At 63.0% G+C, this 21968-nt stretch carries 23 protein-coding genes; 10 read left to right on the forward strand and 13 right to left on the reverse strand.

Annotated features, from left to right (window positions below; translation table 11 throughout):
* Window positions 1–44: 44 nt before the first annotated feature.
* Together AAIA72_RS09840 and AAIA72_RS09845 are read right to left on the reverse strand one after the other, a co-directional pair.
* The gene (locus tag AAIA72_RS09840) at window positions 45–764 is read right to left on the reverse strand and encodes a LytR/AlgR family response regulator transcription factor (RefSeq protein ID WP_369600143.1); all 720 of its coding nucleotides are present in this window, start codon (window positions 762–764) and stop codon (window positions 45–47) included.
* Window position 765: 1 nt separating this feature from the next.
* On the reverse strand, window positions 766–1800 hold the full coding sequence (locus tag AAIA72_RS09845; RefSeq protein WP_369600144.1) for a sensor histidine kinase: 1035 nt from the start codon (window positions 1798–1800) through the stop codon (window positions 766–768).
* A 56-nt stretch (window positions 1801–1856) separates the two neighbouring features.
* Between AAIA72_RS09845 and argH the strand changes: the two genes are divergently transcribed.
* Window positions 1857–3257, forward strand: a complete 1401-nt coding sequence (gene argH / locus AAIA72_RS09850) for an argininosuccinate lyase (RefSeq protein ID WP_369600145.1) — start codon at window positions 1857–1859, stop codon at window positions 3255–3257.
* 268 nt (window positions 3258–3525) lie between these two features.
* Here argH and AAIA72_RS09855 read toward each other — a convergent pair whose 3' ends face one another.
* Both AAIA72_RS09855 and AAIA72_RS09860 read right to left on the reverse strand, forming a co-directional pair.
* Window positions 3526–3948, reverse strand: coding sequence for a chalcone isomerase family protein (locus AAIA72_RS09855; RefSeq protein WP_369600146.1), 423 nt, complete (start codon window positions 3946–3948; stop codon window positions 3526–3528).
* A 140-nt stretch (window positions 3949–4088) separates the two neighbouring features.
* Window positions 4089–4646: a nuclear transport factor 2 family protein gene (locus tag AAIA72_RS09860; RefSeq protein WP_369600147.1), complete on the reverse strand. Its 558-nt coding sequence runs from the start codon at window positions 4644–4646 to the stop codon at window positions 4089–4091.
* 150 nt (window positions 4647–4796) lie between these two features.
* Here AAIA72_RS09860 and AAIA72_RS09865 point away from each other — a divergent pair, with 150 nt between their 5' ends.
* Genes AAIA72_RS09865 through AAIA72_RS09895 form a run of 7 tightly spaced genes read left to right on the forward strand, consistent with a single transcriptional unit; the run spans window position 4797 to window position 12108 of the window.
* Window positions 4797–5777: an acyl-CoA desaturase gene (locus AAIA72_RS09865; RefSeq protein ID WP_369600148.1), complete on the forward strand. Its 981-nt coding sequence runs from the start codon at window positions 4797–4799 to the stop codon at window positions 5775–5777.
* The gene (locus AAIA72_RS09870) at window positions 5774–7030 is read left to right on the forward strand and encodes an NAD(P)/FAD-dependent oxidoreductase (protein WP_369600149.1); all 1257 of its coding nucleotides are present in this window, start codon (window positions 5774–5776) and stop codon (window positions 7028–7030) included. Before AAIA72_RS09865 ends, AAIA72_RS09870 begins: the two co-directional genes overlap by 4 nt.
* Window positions 7020–7769 (forward strand): DUF1365 domain-containing protein, encoded by a 750-nt coding sequence (locus tag AAIA72_RS09875; protein ID WP_369600150.1) that lies wholly within the window; start codon window positions 7020–7022, stop codon window positions 7767–7769. Before AAIA72_RS09870 ends, AAIA72_RS09875 begins: the two co-directional genes overlap by 11 nt.
* Window positions 7766–9031 (forward strand): class I SAM-dependent methyltransferase, encoded by a 1266-nt coding sequence (locus AAIA72_RS09880; RefSeq protein WP_369600151.1) that lies wholly within the window; start codon window positions 7766–7768, stop codon window positions 9029–9031. Before AAIA72_RS09875 ends, AAIA72_RS09880 begins: the two co-directional genes overlap by 4 nt.
* Window positions 9024–9812, forward strand: a complete 789-nt coding sequence (locus tag AAIA72_RS09885) for a DUF1295 domain-containing protein (protein WP_369600152.1) — start codon at window positions 9024–9026, stop codon at window positions 9810–9812. The genes AAIA72_RS09880 and AAIA72_RS09885 overlap by 8 nt, the downstream gene beginning before the upstream one ends.
* Complete coding sequence (locus AAIA72_RS09890; protein WP_369600153.1) at window positions 9790–10794, forward strand: cyclopropane-fatty-acyl-phospholipid synthase family protein; 1005 nt, start codon at window positions 9790–9792, stop codon at window positions 10792–10794. The genes AAIA72_RS09885 and AAIA72_RS09890 overlap by 23 nt, the downstream gene beginning before the upstream one ends.
* Window positions 10795–10806: 12 nt before the next feature.
* Window positions 10807–12108 carry a sensor histidine kinase gene (locus tag AAIA72_RS09895; protein ID WP_369600154.1) on the forward strand — a complete coding sequence of 434 codons (1302 nt, stop codon included), beginning with the start codon at window positions 10807–10809 and terminating at the stop codon, window positions 12106–12108.
* 15 nt (window positions 12109–12123) lie between these two features.
* Here AAIA72_RS09895 and AAIA72_RS09900 read toward each other — a convergent pair whose 3' ends face one another.
* The 8 genes from AAIA72_RS09900 to AAIA72_RS09935 form a co-directional block, all read right to left on the reverse strand.
* Window positions 12124–12834: a response regulator transcription factor gene (locus AAIA72_RS09900; RefSeq protein ID WP_369600155.1), complete on the reverse strand. Its 711-nt coding sequence runs from the start codon at window positions 12832–12834 to the stop codon at window positions 12124–12126.
* A 1-nt stretch (window position 12835) separates the two neighbouring features.
* Window positions 12836–14281 (reverse strand): deoxyribodipyrimidine photo-lyase, encoded by a 1446-nt coding sequence (gene phrB / locus AAIA72_RS09905; RefSeq protein ID WP_369600156.1) that lies wholly within the window; start codon window positions 14279–14281, stop codon window positions 12836–12838.
* On the reverse strand, window positions 14278–15084 hold the full coding sequence (locus tag AAIA72_RS09910) for a MerR family transcriptional regulator (protein WP_369600157.1): 807 nt from the start codon (window positions 15082–15084) through the stop codon (window positions 14278–14280). Before AAIA72_RS09910 ends, phrB begins: the two co-directional genes overlap by 4 nt.
* Window positions 15084–16028 (reverse strand): YbgA family protein, encoded by a 945-nt coding sequence (locus AAIA72_RS09915; protein ID WP_369600158.1) that lies wholly within the window; start codon window positions 16026–16028, stop codon window positions 15084–15086. The genes AAIA72_RS09910 and AAIA72_RS09915 overlap by 1 nt, the downstream gene beginning before the upstream one ends.
* Before the next feature lie 229 nt (window positions 16029–16257).
* Window positions 16258–17571 carry a DUF4397 domain-containing protein gene (locus AAIA72_RS09920; RefSeq protein WP_369600159.1) on the reverse strand — a complete coding sequence of 438 codons (1314 nt, stop codon included), beginning with the start codon at window positions 17569–17571 and terminating at the stop codon, window positions 16258–16260.
* Window positions 17572–17679: 108 nt separating this feature from the next.
* A complete protein-coding gene (locus AAIA72_RS09925) occupies window positions 17680–18033 on the reverse strand; it encodes a hypothetical protein (protein WP_369600160.1) in 354 nt (117 codons plus the stop codon).
* A 20-nt stretch (window positions 18034–18053) separates the two neighbouring features.
* Window positions 18054–18587, reverse strand: a complete 534-nt coding sequence (locus AAIA72_RS09930; RefSeq protein WP_369600161.1) for a helix-turn-helix transcriptional regulator — start codon at window positions 18585–18587, stop codon at window positions 18054–18056.
* A gap of 183 nt (window positions 18588–18770) precedes the next feature.
* Entirely contained in the window at window positions 18771–19031 is a 261-nt protein-coding gene (locus tag AAIA72_RS09935; protein ID WP_369600162.1) for a DUF4397 domain-containing protein, read from the reverse strand.
* 163 nt (window positions 19032–19194) lie between these two features.
* On the opposite strand from AAIA72_RS09935, the gene AAIA72_RS09940 reads away from it, so the two are divergent.
* Window positions 19195–19758: a hypothetical protein gene (locus tag AAIA72_RS09940; protein WP_369600163.1), complete on the forward strand. Its 564-nt coding sequence runs from the start codon at window positions 19195–19197 to the stop codon at window positions 19756–19758.
* Window positions 19755–20939, forward strand: a complete 1185-nt coding sequence (locus tag AAIA72_RS09945) for a hypothetical protein (RefSeq protein ID WP_369600164.1) — start codon at window positions 19755–19757, stop codon at window positions 20937–20939. Before AAIA72_RS09940 ends, AAIA72_RS09945 begins: the two co-directional genes overlap by 4 nt.
* Before the next feature lie 163 nt (window positions 20940–21102).
* On the opposite strand, the gene AAIA72_RS09950 is transcribed toward AAIA72_RS09945, so the two are convergent.
* Window positions 21103–21966, reverse strand: a complete 864-nt coding sequence (locus AAIA72_RS09950; RefSeq protein WP_369600165.1) for a YicC/YloC family endoribonuclease — start codon at window positions 21964–21966, stop codon at window positions 21103–21105.
* Window positions 21967–21968: the final 2 nt, after the last annotated feature.

Consider the following 21968-nt stretch of genomic DNA (forward strand, 5'->3'; position numbering starts at 1 on the left):
TAACGGCTGTGGCAGAAAATGTCTTGATATGGGGCAGGTTCGGATCAGGCTGCCCCGAACAGCGCTTTCACCGTGGGGTACAGTCTGCGGCTGACACGCAGACGCTCCGGCACGTTGCGCAGGGTCAGATAATGGCCTTCCGCATCACGCCCCAGGGACAGCACGAAATGGCGGTTGACGAGGGTGTTGCGGTGAATTCGCACCAGCGGATCGCCAATCTGCTGCTCAATCTCACGCAGGGACTGATCGGTGAGGCAGGTTCCCCCGGCATGCACCACGGTGACGTATTTCTGATCCGCCATCAGGTAATAGAGGGTCGCCACGTCCACACGAACCACCCCGCCCGTATCCTGACAGACCAGCACCGGCGTGTCCGGTTCGCTTTCCAGTGCCGCCAGCTGCGCCTGGTTGAGGGTCCGGGCGCGTTGCAGCGCCGCCTCCAGGTCCGACTGCCGCACCGGTTTGACCAGGTAGTCCACCGCCGCCACCCGAAAGGCCTCCAGTGCCTTGTCGTCATAGGCGGTGCAGAAGATGACTGCCGGCGGGCGCGGACTGGCCGCCAGTTCCCGGGCCACGCTCAGCCCGTCCATCCCCGGCATGCGGATATCCAGCAGCACCACCTCGGGGTGCAGCCGCCGGGCCATGTCCAGCGCCGTGTGGCCGTCCGCGGCCTCGCCCACCACCTCCATGCCCGGAATGCGCTCCAGCAGATCCACCAGACGCCCGCGGGCCAGCGGCTCATCATCCACCACCAGTACACGCATCTCAGTCCGCCTCCGGGTTGACCGGCACGCGCAGGGTGACCGTGAACCACTCGCCCTGCTGACTCTGCTTGAGCACGGCCCGGGGGCCGAAACAGGCCTGCAGGCGTGCCTCGATGTTCCCCCAGGCCATGCGGTTGCCGGCGGTCTCTCCGGCAGCCTCCGGTCGCCAGGTGTTGGAGATCACCACATACAGATAGCCACGGCGGATTTCCACCTGCACCCGGATGGTCCCGCCTTCAGGCAGGGGCTGGATGCCGTGATAGATGGCGTTCTCGAGCAGAGGCTGCAGGCTCAGCGCCGGCAGACGCGCCTGGGGTGGCAGTGCCGGCACCTGCCAGTCCAGCGTCAGGCGCTCGCCCAGCCGCAACGCCTCCATATTCAGGTAACTGCGGCCCAGGCGCAACTCTTCGGATGCCGGTACCAGTGTCCGCGATTCCTGCAGCGCCGCCCGGAACAGCTCGGAGAGATCCAGCAGCGCCTCTTCCGCCTGCGCCGGGGCGCGGCTGATCAGGGAAACAATGGAATTGAGGCTGTTGAACAGAAAATGAGGGCGGATGCGCGCCTGCAACGCATCCAGACGGGCGTTGAGCGCCGCCTGCTGCTGCACACGGGCCAGGGCACCCAGATACAGATACCGCATGAGCAGACCGAACAGGATGAGCCCCACCAGCGCCACATGCAGCACGAAGGCACCGTCCGGCCCGCCATAGCGACCGGATACGGCCCACTGCAGCATGCCGTCCGCCAGCAGCGCATAGGTCAGCGTAACGGCTTCCAGCACCACCAGTGCCCAGGCCCCCTGACGGTGCAGGGGGCGCCGCGCCAGCCAGCCACGCAGCGGCCCGCCGAGCAGCCAGAGCCCGGTAATGCCCGTCCAGATCATGAAGATGGCCGTGCCGGAGAGATAATTCCAGTCAAACCGGCCCGGGCCGCTGTGAACCAGCGTGAACAGAATGGCCATCAGCACTGCCGCCAGTATGGTCAGCACCAGCGGCTGGACACCGCGCAGATCCGGCAGCAGTTGGCCTGTTGTCATCGCCATTCCCTGATATAATCGCACCACATTCCGCCTAGTATGAGACAAAACCCGTCATGACAAAAGAGAAGGACAGTCACAGCCTCTGGGGGGGCCGCTTCAGCGAGTCCACCGACGCCTTTGTTCAGGCCTTTACCGCCTCTGTTCAGTTCGACCAGCGCATGTACCGGCAGGACATTCAGGGTTCCATCGCCCATGCCACCATGCTCGGTGAAGCCGGCGTGCTGACGCAGGACGAAGTGCAGCAGATCATCAGCGGACTGGAAAGCATCCGTGACGACATCGAGGCCGGTCGCTTCGAATGGTCCGTTGAGCTTGAAGACGTGCACATGAACATTGAAGCCGCCCTGACCCGGCGCATCGGCCCGGTGGGCAAGAAGCTCCATACCGGCCGCTCGCGCAATGACCAGGTGGCCACGGATATCCGCCTCTACCTGCGTGACGAGATCGATCTCATCAGCGGCGAGCTGAAGCGGCTCATGCAGGCCCTGATTGACAAGGCCGAAGCCGAAGCCGACACCATCATGCCCGGCTTCACGCATCTTCAGACGGCCCAGCCCGTCACCTTCGGCCACCACATGCTGGCCTGGCTGGAGATGCTCCGGCGCGACTACGGCCGGCTTCAGGACTGCCGCAAGCGCGTCAACATCATGCCCCTGGGCGCCGCGGCACTGGCCGGCACCACCTTCCCCATCGACCGCACGCTGACGGCACGCCTGCTGGGCTTTGATGCTCCGGCAGAAAACTCCCTGGACGCGGTGAGCGACCGGGACTTTGCCATCGAGTTCTGTGCCTTTGCGAGCCTGCTGCTGACCCACCTGTCCCGCTTCTCCGAAGAGCTGGTACTCTGGACGTCCGCCCAGTTCAACTTCATTGACCTGCCCGACCGCTTCTGTACCGGCTCCTCCATCATGCCGCAGAAGAAGAACCCGGATGTGCCCGAGCTGGTACGCGGCAAGACCGGACGGGTGAACGGCCACCTGATCAGCCTCCTGACCCTCATGAAGAGCCAGCCGCTGGCCTACAACAAGGACAATCAGGAAGACAAGGAACCCCTGTTCGACACCGTGGACACCGTCAAGGGCTGTCTGCGCGCCTATGCGGACATGATGCCCGCTGTCACCCCTCGCCGTGAGGTCATGCGCGAGGCGGCGCTGCGGGGCTACTCCACCGCCACTGATCTGGCGGACTACCTGGTCCGCAAGGGCATGCCCTTCCGGGATGCCCATGAAGTGGTGGGCAAGTCGGTGGCCTATGCCATTTCACAGCACAAGGACCTCAGCGAACTCAGCCTGGAGGAGTTGCAGCAGTTCTCCGGGACCATCAGCGCGGATGTCTTCGACGTGCTGACACTGGAAGGCTCGGTCAACGCCCGCAACCATCTGGGTGGCACCGCACCGGCCCAGGTACGTGCGGCCGCAGAGCGGGCACGGCAATGGCTGAACACACTCGGCTGAGAAAGCCGGATGCCCGCACCGCCATGGCCGACCTGCTCGGCCAAGTGCGGCCGACCTTTCCCTGGATGCACCGGACAGCCGTCTGTGCCAGCTGGATTGCAACGGCTGCTCCAGGAAACTGCTGGAGTTTCTGGAATTGCAGGTGGAAGACTGGGAGCAGCGCCTCGCTGCGGGTGAAACACCCACGCTGGATGATCTCGAAAAGCTCGCGCGCATGGCCCGCAAGATTCACAGAGCACTCAGGAAGAACGGCGTTGTCTGAGCGTGCTCATTCTCGCCCCAGCAACCGGGCCTTCAGGGTCGTGTTGAAGGGCTGTTCGCCGAGCCAGATTGCGAAGTAGAGCCAGCCGGTGTCGCTGTCCAGCCGGGCCAGCACCTCACCGTTCAGAGACAGCGTCAGCCCCTGTGCGGGCTGGTAATCTAACCTGTAGGCATCCCCGTCCTTCACGTCCCGATACCGGTCGTTGAAGGCCTGCAACGCGGGTGTCAGTGTCACGCCGTTCTTTAACAGGAAATTTTCGGCCGCTTCACGAAAGGCCCTCGCCGGGATCTCGCGGCTGTAGCGGAAGGTCAGCACCAGTGACTGATCCTTCCCTGCAGGCCATCTCGCCGAACAATCCGGACGCCAAAGCCCCGCCTCCCCCACGCTGAAGACCACAAAGGCTTTCAGGGGAGCGGTCGTGCATTGCACTAACGTGGCCGACTGTTGAGCTGGACCTGAAACAGGCGGAGAGGCAGAAGAAGCGGGTGCGTGCGTCCCGGCCGCATGCACTGCCGGCAAGAGCCAAACTGACCACAGGGCCAGCACCAGCGCCCGCGTAATCGGCGGGATCATTCCGGCACCTCGCCCAGCCGTGCACGTACCGCGCGCAGCAGGCCGCCGAGCACGGGGATGTGCACGTAAAACCCTTCCACGCCATCCCAGTAGTCCTGATGCAGGTCGATCTGGCCGTCCTCGTTCCAGTGCAGGTGGGTGATGCCCGTGGAGCGCACGTCCAAGTCCTTCCACAACAGGCTGAACTCGATGCGCATGGTCCAGCGCAGCAGGGCATGATCACCCATCACGGCCACATCCAGCAGCGTGACGGTCGTCCGGGACTTGCCTTGCAGACTCATGAAGTACTGCACGAGCTGGTCCCGTCGCTGAAGCGTGTGAAAGGTATCATTGAACCAGAAGGTTTCGGCGTAGGCGGCGCCGATCCGCCCGGGCAGGTCCGGACTGTCCAGGTGCGTGAACACATCCCGGAATCCGGCCAGCCTGGGCTCCGCATCAATCGGCCCGAAGGTGCCTGCCGGCGCCCGTTCCAGGTACGGGGCCACACTCCGCGGCGGCTCTGCCGCACATCCGGTCAATACACTCAGCCATACCGGCCACCACCATCGGGACATCTTGCTGACTCCTCTCCTGTATCTGCCGTCCAGCTTGAGCGCGGGCCCGTGAAGCCGGTGTGAAGGGCTTTTTCACGCTCATTCACGCCTTTTTCACGCCGCACGGGCGACTCTGGGACCCAGGACACACCGTAATGAATGGGAGAACACATGACTCGGACACTGCTTCGCTGGCTCGACAATGCACGACGCGCCCAGACCGTTGCGCCCGACGACGACCGCGTCGACTGGCGGCGCATCTGGCCCTTCATTGCGCTCCATGTCGCAGCTGTCTGGGCCCTCTGGCAAGGTGCCTCCACGGCGGCGCTCATGGCCTGCGCAGTCTCTTACCTGATCCGCATGTTCGGCATCACCGCTTTCTATCATCGCGGCCTGTCGCACAAGGCATTCCGCATGTCCCGGACGGTGCAGTTCATCGGTGCCCTGCTCGGCACCACCGCCACGCAGCGCGGGCCGCTCTGGTGGGCCGCCCACCATCGCCATCATCATCAGCATGCGGATACCGATCGCGATGCCCACTCGCCGCGACATGGGTTCCTGCGCAGCCACTGTGGCTGGTTCCTGAGTCGCAAGGGCTTTCACGCACCGGCCGGGCGCGTCAAGGATCTGGAGCGCTTCCCGGAGCTGGTCTGGCTCGACCGCTTCGACTTGGTGGTCGTGATCGCCTACGGCCTGTTCTGGGCAGGCCTGGGTGCCCTGCTGGCCTGGCTGGCGCCGTCTCTTGGCACCTCGGCTCTGGAGATGTTCCTCTGGGGCTATGTGGTGTCCACCGTGCTGCTGATTCACGCCACGCTGGCCATCAACTCGCTGGCCCACCGGTTTGGCTCGCGGCGCTATGCCACACGGGATGACAGTCGCAACAACTTCTGGCTGGCGCTGCTCACCCTGGGCGAGGGCTGGCACAACAATCACCATCACTATGCCGCGAGTGCGCGCCAGGGATTTCGCTGGTGGGAAGTGGACATCACCTGGTACATCCTTCTGGGCATGGAAAAGCTGGGCTGGGTGCGGGACCTGAGGCCGGTGCCGGCGCACAAGCTCAACCCGGAGGTGGCATCCACCCCGAAGGCTGCGACAACGGCCGCGCTCAATCCCACCGGGCAGACCGGCGAATCGGGAGGTGTGGCATGAAGCTCGCCATTATCGGAAGCGGCATTTCAGGCCTGACGGCCGCCTGGCACCTGCAGCATGACCATGAGGTGACGGTCTTCGAAGCCGGAGACAAACCCGGCGGGCACACGGATACCCACACACTGGACATCGAAGGCCAGCAGGTACGCGTGGACAGCGGGTTCATCGTCTTCAACCGCCACAACTACCCGAACTTCTGCAAGATGCTGGATGCGCTCGGTGTCGAGGCCCAGGCCAGCGACATGAGCTTCAGTGTCGTCCACGAAGGGCTGGATCTGGTCTACGGCGCTGCCGGCCTCGGCCGCCTGCTGGCGCGCAAGCGCAACCTGCTGCGCCCCGACTTCTATCGCATGCTGTGGGACCTGCGTCGCTTCTACCGCGAAGCACCGGCCTTGCTGGACAGCGACGATGACACCCTGACCCTGGGCGAGTACCTGGATCAGAACGGCTACAGCCCGGCATTCAGCGAAGGCCATATTCTTCCCATGGCAGCCGCCCTCTGGAGTTCCTCCATGGACTTTGCCCGCCACTTCCCTGCGCGCTATTTCGTGGCCTTCATGGCCAATCACCGCATGTTGCAGGTCAATGAACGGCCTCAGTGGCTGACCGTCCGGGGTGGATCGGATACCTATGTGCAGGCGCTGATCCGGCAGTTCAGGGGCACCCTCCTGACCCGGCAGCCGGTGCATGCGGTGCGGCGCCACGCAGGGGGCGTGACGCTCCTGACCGAGGCCGGCCCGGCCGAATTCGATGGCGTCGTCATGGCCTGCCACAGCGATCAGGCACTCGCTCTGCTGGATCATCCCTCCGCAGCCGAACAGGCTGTGCTGGGTAACATCGGCTATGCCTCCAACCATGTGACGGTGCATCACGATGTCCGCCAGCTGCCGCCTGCCCGCGCGGCCTGGGCGAGCTGGAATGCACGGGTGACCCGGGATGCCCGCAGCCACTGTCAGGTCAGCTACTGGATGAACCTGCTGCAGAACCTGCCGGTGAAAACGCCGGTCATCGTGTCACTCAATGCCGAACACCAGATTGACCCGGACACGATCTGGCTCACCCGCACCTACGCCCACCCCCAGTACACCACGGAAACGCTGCGGGCCCAGCGCCGCCATGCCGACATCAGTGGCCAGCAGCGCACCTGGTATTGCGGTGCCTACTGGGGCTGGGGATTCCATGAGGATGGTGTGCGCAGCGCCCTGACCGTGGTTGACCAGATTCAGCGGGAGGCGACCTCGCATGCGGCATAAGGCTCTGGCGACCGGGCATGTCTGGCACCGGCGTTACACACCGGTGGCTCACGCCTTTGACTACCCCCAGTGCATGCTGTGGATTGACGTGGCGCAGTGGGACACACTCGACGCCTTGCCGGGCTGGTCCACCCGCCGGCCGGCCGTGGTGCGGGTCAACCGTGCCCACTATTTTCGCCCCGACGTCAGCGACCTTCGCGAAGCCGTCAGGACGGCTGTCCTCGCGCATCACCCTGACCTGGACATCCACCGCGTCATCCTGCTCGGCAACCCGTCCTGGTGGGGCTTCTGCTTCAATCCGGTCGTCTTCTACTTCTGTCTGGATGCGCAGGACCGGCCGTTGGCGGTGCTGTCGGAAATCGAAAACACTCCGTGGCATGAACGCCACCACTATGTCCAGCGCTTCAGCGACGTGGCGGACGGGGTCTCCCAGGCCACCTTTGACAAGACCTTCCACGTCTCGCCCTTCATGCCCATGCACCTGACCTATCGGTGGCGCTTCCGGCTCAGCGAGGAGAAGGTCCACATTCACATGACACTGCTGGAGAACGGCCAGCGCTGCTTCGAGGCCGTGCAGGCGCTGACCCTTGAGCCCCTGACGCACGGGGCGGCGCTGAAGGCACCCCTGCGCTTTCCCTTCATGACTGCACGCACGGTCTGGGGCATCTACTGGCAGGCCCTCAAACTCAAACTCAAGCGGGTCCCGTTCTACCCGCATCCGGAAAGGAGACTTTCATGAACATGCCCCTGATGACACCCCCGCTTGCCACACTCGATCGACCCGCACGCCTGGCCCGGTCCCTGATTCTCAAGCGGTTGCGCCAGCTTGAGAACGGCTCACTGACCCTGGTGGACAGTGAGGGCCGGGAGACATTCGGCGACCCGCAGGGCGCGGAACTGGCGGTGACCCTGACGGTGCTGAACGGCCAGTTCTACACCCGCCTGATGCTGGGTGGCCCCAATGGCGCTGCAGAAAGCTATCTGGAGGGCGAATGGGCCTGTTCGGACCTGACGGCACTGATCCGGCTGCTGCTGCGCAACCGAGACGTACTCGAGGGTTTCGGTCGCGGTCTGGCGGCCGTGCGCTCGGCGGCCGACTGGCTCTGGCACGCCCTGAACCGCAACACCCGTTCGGGTTCGCGCAAGAACATCGCGGCCCACTACGATCTGGGCAATGATTTCTTCCGCCTGTTCCTGGACTCGCGCCTGATGTACTCCAGTGCCCTGTACCGGACTGGCCAGGAGACACTCGAAGAGGCGAGCGAAGCCAAGTTGCGCCACATCTGTGACAAGCTGATGCTCACGCCCGACGATCACCTGCTGGAAGTGGGCACCGGCTGGGGCGGACTGGCCATCTACGCGGCCCGGCACTATGGTTGCCGGGTCACCACCACCACGCTGTCCCGCGAACAGTATGAGGAGGCGCAGCGCCGTGTCGCAGAGGCCGGCCTCGACGATCGCGTCACCCTGCTGCTGGAAGACTACCGGGACCTGACCGGGACCTACGACAAGGTGGTGTCGGTCGAAATGGTGGAGGCCGTGGGGCATCAGTATCTGGATACCTACTTCCGGACATTGCATGACCGGCTCAAGCCCGGCGGACAGGCGCTCATCCAGGCCATCACCATCGATGACCAGCGTTATGAGGCAGCGCTGAACGAAGTCGATTACATCAAGCGTTACATCTTCCCGGGCAGCTTCATTCCCTGTGTCTCCGTGCTGACGTCATCCGCCGCGCAGGCGGGACTGCGCCTGTTCAACCTCGAGGATATCGGTGCCTCCTATGCACTGACCCTGCGGGCCTGGCGCGAGCGCTTCGAGGCGAAGCTGGATACCGTGCGTGCCCTGGGCTACGACGAGCGCTTCATCCGCATGTGGCGGTTCTACCTGTGCTACTGTGAAGGCGGGTTTCTGGAGCGCGCCATCAGCGACGTGCACCTGCTGCTGACCCGCGACGGGGCGGATCGCCCCCAATGGCTGGGACAGGCCAGCCATGTCTGATCTGAATCCGGTCTGGGTCCTGCTCCTCGCCCTGTTTGCCATCGCCTGGTGGCGGCAGGTGCGCTCGGAGAACGCCGGCTGGGTGGATGTCTTGTGGGCCGCCTGCACGGCGCTGTTCGGTGCCGCCTTCGCGCTGACCGGACAGGGCGATTTTTTGCTCCGTGCGCTGACGGCCGTGCTTTATGTGCTTGCCTACGGCCGCCTGGCCCTGTATCTGCTGCGGCGCGTGGCCCGGGACCCGGAGGAGGACGGCCGCTACCGTGCCCTGCGCAACTGGGCGGGCCCGCGTGCCCCCTGGGTCTTTGGCCTGTTCTATCTGGCCCAGGCGGGTTTCGTCTGGCTCTTTACCTGGCCGGCGCGCGTGCTGGCAGAGGGCACACTGCCTCCGGCATGGGCACTGGCGCCCGGACTGGCGCTGTGGGTCATCGGTCAGGCCGGTGTGCGTATCGCCGACCGGCAGCTGGATGCCTTTCGGCGCCGCCCGGAAAACCGCGGCCGCACCTGTCGTGACGGCCTGTGGCGCTATTCCCGTCACCCCAACTACTTCTTCGAGTGGCTGCACAGCTTCACCTGGCCGCTGCTCGCCCTGAACTCGCCCGGTGGCACCCTGCTGTGGGGCTTTCCCCTGCTGGTGTTCGCCTTCCTGTACGCGGTGACGGGCATTCCCCACACCGAAAAGCAGGCGCTGCGCAGCCGGGGGAACGACTACCGACGCTACCAGCGCACCACCTCATCCTTCATTCCCTGGAGACCGAAACATGAATCTGATCAACATGGCTGAAAACGGCTGGTTCCCCGACCCCGTCATTCGCATGGGCATTCGCAAGCTCTGCGGCGAACGCCTGAAGCAGTGTGAACGCCGCCCCGTCAACCCGGACGCCCTGCGCCCCGGACAGGGCCGCGTGGCCGTGGCCACCGACGAGGCCAACCGGCAGCATTACGAATTGCCTCCCGAGTTCTTCCAGCGCGTGCTCGGCCCGCATCTCAAGTACAGCGCCTGCCTGTTCGAGCGGGATGACAGCACCCTTGCTGACGCCGAGCGTGCCATGCTCCAGCTTTATCTGGCCCGTGCGGAACTGGATGACGGTCAGCGCATTCTTGAGTTGGGCTGTGGCTGGGGATCGCTGAGCCTGTTCATGGCCGAACGCTTCCCCAATTCGCACATTACCGCCGTGTCCAACTCCCGGTCCCAGAAGCAGTTCATCGATCAGCGCGCCCGGGAACGGGGCCTGACCAACCTGACCGTGCTCACCCGCGACGTCAACACGCTGGAACTCAATGGCACCTTTGACCGCATTGTCAGCGTCGAAATGCTCGAGCACGTCCGTGACCACGCGGGGCTCTTTGCCCGGGTCCGGCAGTGGATGGCACCGGATGCCACCTTCTTCATTCACATCTTCTGCCATGACCGCTTCATGTATCCGTTCGAGGATCAGGGCGAGTCTGACTGGATGGCCCGGCATTTCTTCACCGGCGGCGTCATGCCCAGTTTCGACATCTTCAGCCGGACACAGGCCGTCCTGCCCGTGCGCCAGCAGTGGCAGGTCAACGGCACCCACTATGCCCGAACGGCACGGGCCTGGCTGAACAACATGGATGCCCATGCTGACGAGATCCGCGAGATCTTCAACGAGACTTACGGGCGCGCGCAGTCCGGCCGCTGGATCAACCGCTGGCGCATGTTCTTCATGGCCTGCGAGGAACTGTTCGGCTACCGGGATGGCAAGGAGTGGTACGTGGGCCATTACCTGCTCAGCCGTTGAGGTGACTGCCGGATGAGTGAACCACGCAAGGGTCTCAATAGTCGCCTGATCCGGGTCTTTGCCCTGCAGGCAACGCTGGTCAGTGTCGCCACCGCGCTGGGGGTGTGGGCCGCCTACGCCATCACCGAGCAATACCTGGTGCGGCAGGCCCTGACCACGGAGGCCGACTACTTCCTCGAACAACGCGCCGCCCGGCCCGGCTTTCCGGTGCCGGAAACCCGCAACATGAAGGGCTACCTGATCGGTCCTGTGGCCCCGGAAGGTGCCAGAGACGACACAGCCGACGCCATACCGGCTCCCCTGAAGGCGCTCCCGGGCGACTATTTTGGCCGGGTGCAGCTGCCAGATGGCGAACCCATTGTCATGGTCCGTGAGCTGACGGATGGCCGGCGCCTGATCCTCGTGTTCAAGGAACAGCAGGTCACGCGTCTGGCGTTGCTGTTTGGCGTCGCGCCGCTCACGATTGTGCTGATCCTGATCTACACCGCCTCCTGGTTCACGTTCCGCCAGTCGCAGGCGCTCATCAGCCCGGTCGTGTCTCTGGCCCGCCTGATCAGCCGGGCTGACGTTACGGATGGCAAGACGCTCAAGGCACGCATTGAAGCCCTCAAGGGCGAAGATGCCGATGTGGATGCGCTGGCCGATGCCTTCCTGCGCTTTCTCGACCGTCTGGAGGCCTTTGTGGAACGGGAACGCAGCTTTACCCGTTATGCCTCACATGAGCTGCGCACACCGCTGGCCGCGCTGCGTGCCGGACTGGATGTCATGGATCAGGGGGCTTCCGGCGAGGCCACACAACGTCTCACCCGGCGCATGCGCAGCACGCTGGATGACATGCAGAACCTCATCACCACGTTGCTGCAACTGACACGCTCCCGCGAGCAGCCGGAAACGGCAGTCACCGTGTCCGTCCGCCCGCTGATGGCCGACGTGGCGGCCCAGTGCAAGGCCGCACTGGACGACACCACCACCCAGATTGAACTGGCCATTGATCCGGATCTGGCACTGCCCCTGCCGCCGACCACGGTGCGCCTGGCCGCGACCAACCTGCTGCGCAACGCCTGCCAGTATGGTGATGGGTGGGTGAAAGTCACTGTCGATGAGCGCGCGCTGACTGTGGAGGACAACGGCCCCGGCCTGACGCCGGAGGATCTGCGAGCGATCGGGCAGCCGTTCTATCGTGGCACGACCCGGGTGGCCGGCCACGGACTGGGTCTGGCACTGGTGCTGGCCCTGTGCGAGCGCCATGGCTGGCGCTTTGAACTGCGCAACCGTGAGGCGGGCGGCGCCTGTTTCAGTGTGTACTGGTCATGACAGCCGAGCCGTCCCTCACCCGACGGTGTCGCTGCCGCCTTCCTGCAGCTGGTACCCCACTCCGGGCAGAGTGCGGATCATGGCACTGCCAAAGGGCTTGTCCACTGCCTGACGCAGTTGGTAGAAATGGCTACGCAAGGCGTCAGTGTCCGGCGGGTCTTCGCCCCAGACTTCGGCAATGAGGTCCGCCCGCGGCACCACGTTGGGCGCCTCGCGCATGAGAATGTGAAGAATACGAAAGCCGAAGGGCGTAAGTTTCAGGCGCTTGCCCTGCCGCCGGGCTTCCTGCCGCTTCAGATCCAGCTCCAGATCGGCCCAGCGCAGCAGGGTCCGGCTGACCTCGCCCCGGTTGCGCCGGATCAGGGCGGTGAGCCGCGCGGCCAGCTCCGGCAGATCAAAGGGCTTGACGAGATAGTCGTCGGCCCCGCAGTCAAACCCCTGCAGGCGATCGCCCAGCTCATCCCGTGCAGTCAGCATGAGCACCGGCATGGTGAGCCCGCCATCCTGACGCCAGCGACGACAGATCTCGAACCCGTCCAGCCCCGGCAACATGATGTCCAGCACCACGGCATCATAGCGGTTGACCGTGCCCAGATGCAGGGCACTCAGGCCATCGCGTGCATAGTCCACGCAAAAACCGGCATTTTCGAGAAAAATACCTACGGTTTCGGAGAGAATTTCGTGATCTTCTACCAGCAGCACATGTGCGTTGCGGGGCACGTCCATATCAGATGCCCTCCAGTTGCCTCGGTTCAGGTGTCCGGCCGGATTTGGCCGCTTCGAATGCCTGCAATGCTCTCAGACGCGCAGCACCGTGATCCACGATCGGCCGGGGGTAATCCAGCTGCACGCCCCGCGCCTGCGCCCAGGTATGGGGCGTATGAACGTGCTTGCCCGGCACGCGGGCAAGCTCCGGCACCCACCGCCTGACGTAATCGCCTGCCGGATCGTAACGCTGCCCTTGTGTGATCGGGTTGAACACCCGGAAGTAGGGCTGCGCGTCGGTCCCCGTGGAGGCGGCCCATTGCCAGCCCCCGTTGTTGGCGGCGAAATCCCCGTCCACGAGGTGACGCATGAAATGCCGCTCCCCGGCCTGCCAGTGAATGAGCAGATCCTTGGTCAGAAAGCTCGCCACGATCATGCGCACCCGGTTGTGCATCCATCCGGTGGCCGCCAGCTGACGCATCCCGGCATCAACAATGGGAAAGCCGGTGCGGCCCGCCTGCCAGGCATCGAGTTCCCGGGGCGCATCCCGCCATGCCACGGCGTGTGTCCATGCCTGAAAGGGCTGCCCGCGAACCAGTTGTGGAAAGGCCACGATCAGGTGCTGGTAGAAATCACGCCATCCCAGCTCATTCAGCCAGCTGAAGCCGGGTGAAGCGGGATTGACCAGCGCATCCGGACAGGCCTCCAGCAAGGCCGCCACACACTGGCGGGGCGACAGGGCACCGATGGCCAGCCAGGGTGAGACCTGACTGGTGCCGTCCAGATCCGGGCGGTCACGCTGCTCCGCATAGTTGAATAGCGACTGCGCCACAAACCGCTCCAGCCGCGCATGAATGGCGTCCTCTTCCGCCGGCCACACCGGCGCGTCCTCTGCAGGGGCCCAGTCCGGCCAGGGCAGCGCCGTTTCCGCCAGCGGCGGGCCAGCCTGCGGCACCGGCAACACGCCCTGCCAGTTTTTCTGCAACGCCTGCAACCAGCGGCGCCGGAACGGCGTGTACACCCTGAACATGTCGCCCTGCTGAGTGTGCACCTGCCCCGGTACCACCAGCACGCGGTCATGCAGACGTGTGAAAGGGATCGACAGACGACGGGCCACGGCCTCATCCCGGGCGACCTCATCCACTTCATACTCGTGATGGGCCCAGAGAGCGTCCACCTGATGGGTGCGACACCATGATTCCAGCACCTCGGGCACCTCCGCAAACGTGGGCACCACCACATGATCGAGCACCACCCCCGCACGCGCCAGAAGCCCGTGCAGAACCTGCACGCGGGCGGCAACCAGACGTCGCCATGCCGGGCTGCGGTCATGCCGCGCCCAGGTCTCGGGCGTGGCCACAAACACGGCGCGCACACCAGTACCCGATGCGCGGGCCTGCGCCACGGCACGGCTCAGGGCGGGATGGTCAGCCACCCGCAGATCACGCCGGAACCACACGCCGATCATGAGGCGCTCTCCAGGCGGGCGGTGAGCCAGGGCAACAGGCCGCCGAGCACCCCCACATCCCGGCCGGCATCACGTGCGCCCCGAACCAACTCCAGGGCCGCCTCAGGCAGGGGCTGGTGCCCCACGAGCACGAGCCGGTGTTTCGCCTGCATCATCAGCGCCCGGAGTGCCTCGATATCCTGTCCGATCTGGGAGAACTGCGTCACCCTGTACTGTTTCAGGTGCCACCCAAGCGCGGTGAACCAGCCCAGCGTCTCCGCCCGGGGGTCCAGCGTCACCACCCACACGGGCTCGGCATGTCGGGGCACACTCTTGCGCATCAGGGGCGCGCAGGCGCGTACCACCACCTGACGCCACAGCGCCTCTTCCAGCGTCCCGGCCGGCCGGGGGCGTGCCGCCAGCTCAAATTCCAGCGGCAACACCAGACGATCCACAAAGGTGTCATGGGGATAGGCCTTCATGGCACCTTCCAGCTGGCGCAGTGCCTTCTCCGCATCCAGGGCCTGGATGGCTGCAAGCAGCTGCTCCAGTTCCGGCAAGGTGTCTGCCGTCTGCTCCGGAACCGGCATGGCATCGAGCAAGGCTTTCACCTTGCTGATCGCCACGCCCTGATTGAGCCAGGCCAGAATACGCCGAATCCGGTTAACGTCTTCGGCGGTATAGAGGCGATGCCCCTTGTCATTGCGCCGGGGTTTCAGCAATCCGTAACGCCGCTCCCAGGCACGAAGGGTCACCCCCAGTACGCCGGTGAGCTCGCTGACCCGCTTGATGCTGTACAACGTCCGGGTTTCTTCGTCCATCATCACAACTCGACTCTCAGTTTGAGATCCGCAGGATACGGGTTCAGGTAATGCTGATCCGCCAGATAGGACTGCGGGTGCCTGACCAGCAGATGGCGAATAACGGACAGGACAGCCATGAGCGGCGCTTCGCCGTTACGGTAGGCATGGATGAGCCGCGTCAGTTCCGCCTTTTCTTCCCCGGGCAGGACCTTCTTGAAATAGCCCTGCAGGTGCATGAGCACATTGGTGTGCTGGCGGCGCGTCACGACAGTCTTCAGTGCATCCATGAAGCCCTGGCGATAGGCACGCCAGAACTGCGGGCCGGCCGAGGTGCCAACAGACGCAATCAAACGCCCCAGCTCTGCCGCGGCCTGCTGGCTGGCCGCCATGAGCGTGTACTTGTACCGGGTATGAAAACGCACATAGGCATCGGCCGGCGCATCCTCGGGCAGGGACTGGTAGAAGTCATGCAGGGCAAAGACCCGCATGACGAAATTCTCGCGCAGCATGATGTCCTGCAGGCGTCCGTTTTCCTCCACGGGCAGCCAGGGCATGGCCTCCATCAGCCGCGCCGTCCACAGGCCGACGCCACGCTTTTCCCCCTGGGGATTGCCTTCACTGAACACGGGCACCCGCTCCATGCCGCAGGACGGGCTCTTGGCACAGACGACGTAGCCGCACAGGTGGGTCAACGTCGGCAGCTTCTGATCCGCAAACTGGTGCATCTTGTCGGTCACGTCCAGCGAGGAATCCTGCGTGCCGCGCACATGGATCTGCCCGTCTTCCTCCACCAGGCGGATCGTGGGCCGGGGAATGCCCAGACCAATCGCCACTTCCGGGCAGACCGGCACATAGGCAAACCACCGGGACAGCTCATCCGTGACAAACCGGTGGCGCTTGTGGCCACCGTCATAGCGCACTTCTTCGCCCAGTACACAGGCACTGACACCGACAGGAATCTTCATGGCACAACCTTATACAAATTCAACGCATGTATACCCTAGCACACACCACAAAGATTATACAACAATCATTTTTGTATAACTCATGAACTTCTGATTCCTTCTGATGTCCTGAGGGCCGGGCTGCCAGAAGCCGCGTGATTGCCCGGTCGCAAGGCAGAGCGGCCGGATGACCCCAGCCGCGCCTGTATTCACCTTCCCCCTGTCACATACATAAAGGGCAGCTGGTGGCTCAGTTGCGGTCCGTCAGCAGAATCACACCGAAATCGGATGCGGATGGCGCCGGATCACGCGCAATGGCGCTATAGACCTTGCCGTCTTCCAGCGTCAGCGTTCCCGTATCAATCGCCACAGTCAGGGTATTGGCGAGTGTGACACGCACCTGGTAGTCGCCCGCCGGAACTTCGAGATAACCGGAATTGGCCTTGAAGCTGAAGTCTTCCAGCGTCGGTGTAGAAGAGGACAGATCTGCACCCGGCGCAGTGATGTACACGTCCACATCGCCAGCCTGTGACGCGGCATGCACGACACGCACGCGAATGTTGCCCGCGGCGGGTGCGGTATTGTCATCCTGCAACACCAGAGCTTCTATACTGGCGAGTGGGCCCAGTGCAATCACGGTATAGTCGGTCAGCGCCGACAAGGGCAGATTGGCATCAATCACGACGTTAGATGTATTAGCCGCTGCCACCTGCATGTTGTAGGTACCGTTGAGCACAGGCAGGTAATCGGAAGCCTGGGTGTAGGCCACATCCCCCAGCACCTCGCTGCCATCCACGGTCACGTCCACGGCAGGAGCATCCGACGACGCATGCACGACGCGCAGGCGTGCCCGGGCATCATTCACCTTAACCACGGGTGTGCTGTCTGCATCGGTCAGGATAGTCAGGCCAATGGGTGCAAAGCCCGAAGGTGCCTCGGATGCCACAGCCACGTACTCCACGCCATCCGCCAAAGACAGCGTGCCCGAGTCATAGATCACGTCAGAACCATTGGCCAGCGTCACCCGCACGCGGTAGTCACCTGCCGGCACTTCCAGCTCATCGGATACCGCCTTGAAGGGCACATTTTCCAAAGTGGGCGTGGCAGGCAGGGCGTCACCAGGCGCGCTCACATAGACATCCACTGCCGGCGCTGAAGGCACCCCATGCACTACCCGCAACTGGGCAAATCCGCTGGCCGGAGACGTCGCGTCCGCAATGACCAGCGGCTCGATGCTCGCCACGTAATTCAGCGCGATCACGGTATACCGCGTACCTTCATCGAGATTCAGCGTTTCGTCAATCACGGCGGTGGAGGTATCCGCCACACGGATGGCGAGATCAGTAGCACCGGCATTGACGGACAGAAAGCCGCTGGCCTGCTGGTACGTCACATCACTCAGCACTTCGCTGCCGTTCACATCGACATCCACAGCCGGCGCATCAGGCGAAAGGTGAAGGGCCCGCACGCTGCTCTGGGCCGGGTGGTCCGAATTGCTGCTTCCGCCACAGCCCGCCAGCACCAGTGTGCTCGCTGCCAGCGCCGAGAAAAGGATCTTGTTCATGGTTCCGTCTCCTGCAAGTGAGGTTGTATGCAGGATCGATGCTAGGGGGGGTGATGTGAAACGGGCGCGAAGGCAGCGTGAACACAAGGTGAACGGACTGAAATCACTTCAGTCCACCTCGATTACCCGTCTTCCCGGCAGGTAGAACTGATCATGGCTCAGGGCGTGGATGAGCTCGGCAATGGCATGGTCTCTGGCATCATCCGGATCCTGACCCATGCGCTCGCATCTCAGGTGTGTCAGCAGCTTCCTGACGGGCTCCGGCGAATCGGCAGAGGTTGCGGTTTTCACAACCTCGGGCGCATAACGGGTGAATTCGTCCCGCACCCAGGTACTGTGGGCAAGATTGAGCGGATCCCAGAGATAGAACAGGATCTCGTCCACGCGTGTGTGAAGTTCTTCCTCCCATGAGGCACCCTCGGCAGGCGTTTCATCCATGTTGCGTTCTGTTTCAGGCGTCATCTGGCTTTACCTTTTACAGTTCATTTGGCCTCGCCGGTTTCCTGTCCCAGTATCTGTCTCGCCTGTCGGTGAATCGCATCACGCCAGGCACGAGGTTCCAGGACATCAATTTCTGCCCCCATGCTCTGAAGCCACCACTGAGTCTGCCGATCATCCGGTACCCGGGCCTCCAGCTGATACCAGCCCCCGGCATCCGCCTCCGCGGAAAGTACCTGAGATTCGCTCAAAGGTGTTTCCCTGAGCAGCCAGGCGACAGCAGGCCTGACACGCGCCCTCAGCACTACCGGTTCCGGGCTCATGGGGTAGCCAAAGGCCCCGCTGTGCACATATGCCTGCAAGCGGAACCCGGGATTCACGCGCCCTGGCTGTTCGCTGATCCGCGCACTGTGAATCCGATTCAGCGCAAACTGGCGCACATCGTCATAGTCCCCGGCCATTGCCAGCAGATACGTCACCCTGTAGCGCACCACAATACCCTGCGGGTGCAAGATAAAATCGTGCATTTCGGACTTGCTGCGACTGAGATAGCGTACCTCCAGCGCCCGTCCGGTCACACGCAACAAACATTATACAATGAGAATTTTTGTACAACCATTGAACTTCTGATTCCTACTGATGCCTTGAGAGCCGGGCTGCCAGAAACCGGATGATTGCCCGGTCGCAAGGCAGAGCGGCCGGATGACCCCAGCCGCGCCTGTATTCATCTTCCCCCTGTCACATAAAGGGCAGTTGGTGGTTCAGTTACGGTCCGTCAGCAGAATCACACCGAAATCGGATGAGGATGGCGCCGGATCACGCGCAATGGCGCTATAGACCTTGCCGTCTTCCAGTGTCAGCGTGCCCGTATCAATCGCCACGGTCAGGATATTGGCGAGTGTGACACGCACCTGGTAGTCGCCCGCCGCAACTTCGAGATAACCAGAATTGGCCTTGAAGCTGGAGTCTTCCAGCGCGGGCACGAAGGCAGCGTAATCATGGACCAGCCCGGTTGATGACACACAAGCTCACAAATCAAGTGGCGTAATGTATATTATTGTTTATTTTTTGTGCTATTCATGCGATAGTTATCAGCAAGGGGCTTGGTAGTCGCAGCGGGCTCCATTTTGAGATGTTACTGTTAAGGAAAAGGAAATATGGACTCGCCAGCATATCCCCAATGGGATGTACGGAACATCCTGCTCACGTTACTTCTCTCAGCCTTTCTCCTGGTCGCTGGATGCGGAGGCAGCAGTACAGGCTCTGACAACAGCTCTCCACCCACCCAGGGCAATACTGACAGCAGTGGGGACGGCGACACCGGGGGCTCGGGTGGTGGCAGCGACACCGGCGGCTCAGGCGGTGGCAGCGACACCGGCGGCTCAGGCGGTGGCAGCGACACCGGCGGCTCAGGCGGCGGCAGTGACACCGGAGGCTCAGGCGGTGGCAGCGACACCGGCGGCTCAGGCGGCGGCAGTGACACCGGCGGCTCAGGCGGCGGCAGTGACACCGGCGGCTCAGGCGGCGGCAGTGACACCGGAGGCTCAGGCGGCGGCAGTGACACCGGCGGCTCAGGCGGCGGCAGCGACACCGGCGGCTCAGGCGGCGGCAGCGACACCGGCGGCTCAGGCGGCGGCAGTGACACCGGCGGCTCAGGTGGCGGGTCGACGACCCCTGGCTGGCAAGGGGCTCAGAAATTTGAATCAGGCGCCTATCCTCAGGTCGCCGTCAGCCCATCTGGAGACGTGATTGCCGTATGGGAACAGTACAACGCCGGGCAAGGCATCACCAACATCAAATCGGCACGCTATACCGTCACCACCGGATGGAGTGCCCCTGAACTGATTGAAACCAATGATACCGGCACGGCGCAGTTTCCACAGGTTGCCATCAATGCTTCCGGAAACGCCATTGCCGTCTGGCAGCAGTCAGATGGTGTTTACTTTCACATCTGGGCCAGCCTCTACTCTCCCGGATCAGGTTGGAGCACGCCGGAAAGGATTGAAAGCTACAACGAAAGCCATGGCAAAAACCCTCAAATCGCAATGAATGACTCGGGATTTGCAGTGGCTGTCTGGGAACAGCATGACGGGAGCCTCGACAGTATCGCGGCCAATATTTATGCGCCTGGAAGCGGCTGGGGCACCGCCGCACTGATAGACGGCGACAACAGCAATGCGGCCTGGGACCCCGACGTAGCAGTCGATCCTGACAATAATGCCTTGGTCGTGTGGCGGCATAACAATAACACGGCGCCCACTACCATGACCGACATCCGGGCAGCCCGGTATACCAGCTTGGGCTGGAGTACGCCCGAACTCATCGAAACAGAGGATCTTGGGGCCGCTGAAAAACCACACGTGGCTCTGGACGACAACGGCAACGGATTTGCGGTGTGGCAACAGGATGACAGCAGCGCAATCAATATTATGGCCAACCGGTTCACGAAAGCGGGAGGGTGGAATCCCACTGCGTTCACACTGGAATCGAGCGATCAGGATGCCGCCTCACCACAGATCGCAATGAGTGGTGAGGGCAATGCCTACGTGGTCTGGAGTCAGTCCAATGGCTCCACGACAAATATCTACGCAAACATCTATGTGTCTGGAATAGGCTGGGGCTCGGCGACACCCGTCCAGACAAACAGCACGGCATCCGGTGCCCTGCCTCAGGTTGCAGTCAGTGGTTCTGGCCACGCCTATGCCGTTTGGCAGCAAAACGATGCGCCTTTTACCAATAGCGACATCTGGTCGAATCGATATGTCCCGGGTAGTGGCTGGGAAACGGCCGAGAAATTAGATGTGGAAGATGCCGGCCCCGCCGAAAACCCACAGATATCAGCCGACGGGTCAGGTAATGCCGTTGCGATATGGCAGCAGTTCAACGGTTCCTCCACATATATCTGGACTGATCGCAGGATTACCCCCTGATCACACCATCAGGACACAGGCACCTGAGACAATCCCATTGAGGTACCGGGTTAACACCTGACACGGGGCAGACGCCACGCTGCCCCGCAGACATCATCACAGCGCCAGCCTTCCGGCTCGCAGCGCCCTGCCCGGCCGACGCGCAACCATAACTTCTGTACCCCTACTCAATGTTCTGCACCTGCTCGCGCATCTGTTCGATCAGCACCTTCAGTTCGACGGCGTACTGGGTCGTCTCGGTCACCAGTGACTTGGAAGACAGGGTGTTGGCTTCCCGGTTCAGTTCCTGCATCAGGAAATCCAGCCGCCGACCCACGGCCTCGTTCCTCCGCATCACGTCAGCCACTTCGGCGATGTGCGCGTCCAGACGGTCCAGCTCCTCGGCCACATCCGCTTTCTGCGCCAGAATCACCAGCTCCTGTTCCAGACGGGTCTCGTCCACTTCCAGCCTGAGCTCTTCAAAACGCTCGCGCAGGGCCTGATTCTGGCGCTCGATGATGCCGGGCATTCGCTCCCGCACCCGGCTGACAATCTCGCTCATTTTTTCAAGCCGAGAGGTGATCATGGGCTCGATCCGACTGCCCTCCTTGATGCGGGTCTCCACCAGTTCGGCAAGAGCCGCGTCAAAGGCCTCCAGCACCAGCACCTTGACCTCGTCCATGTCCTGCTCCTGGGTCTTGAGGACCCCCGGAAATGCCAGGATATCCAGGGCACTGATGTGCGCAGGATTATCCAGAATCCGGTGTACCTGATGGATGGCACGGTTGAGATTTTCCACCACATCCATGTTGACCTCGAAATTCTGGGCCGCTGCGTCCGGCTGCCAGCGCAGGGTGCACTCCACCTTGCCACGCCGCAAGGCACCACGAAGCCGCTCTCGTATCAGAGGTTCCAGATCGCGAAGCGTTTCAGGCAGTCGCAACACCGGCTCCAGGTAACGATGATTGACACTACGGATTTCCCAGGTGGCCGTTCCCAGTTCATTGCTCGCTTCAGCCCGCGCCCAGGCCGTCATACTCTTGATCATGA

Source organism: Thermohahella caldifontis (genome assembly GCF_041153465.1).
Lineage (GTDB): Bacteria > Pseudomonadota > Gammaproteobacteria > Pseudomonadales > Oleiphilaceae > Thermohahella > Thermohahella caldifontis.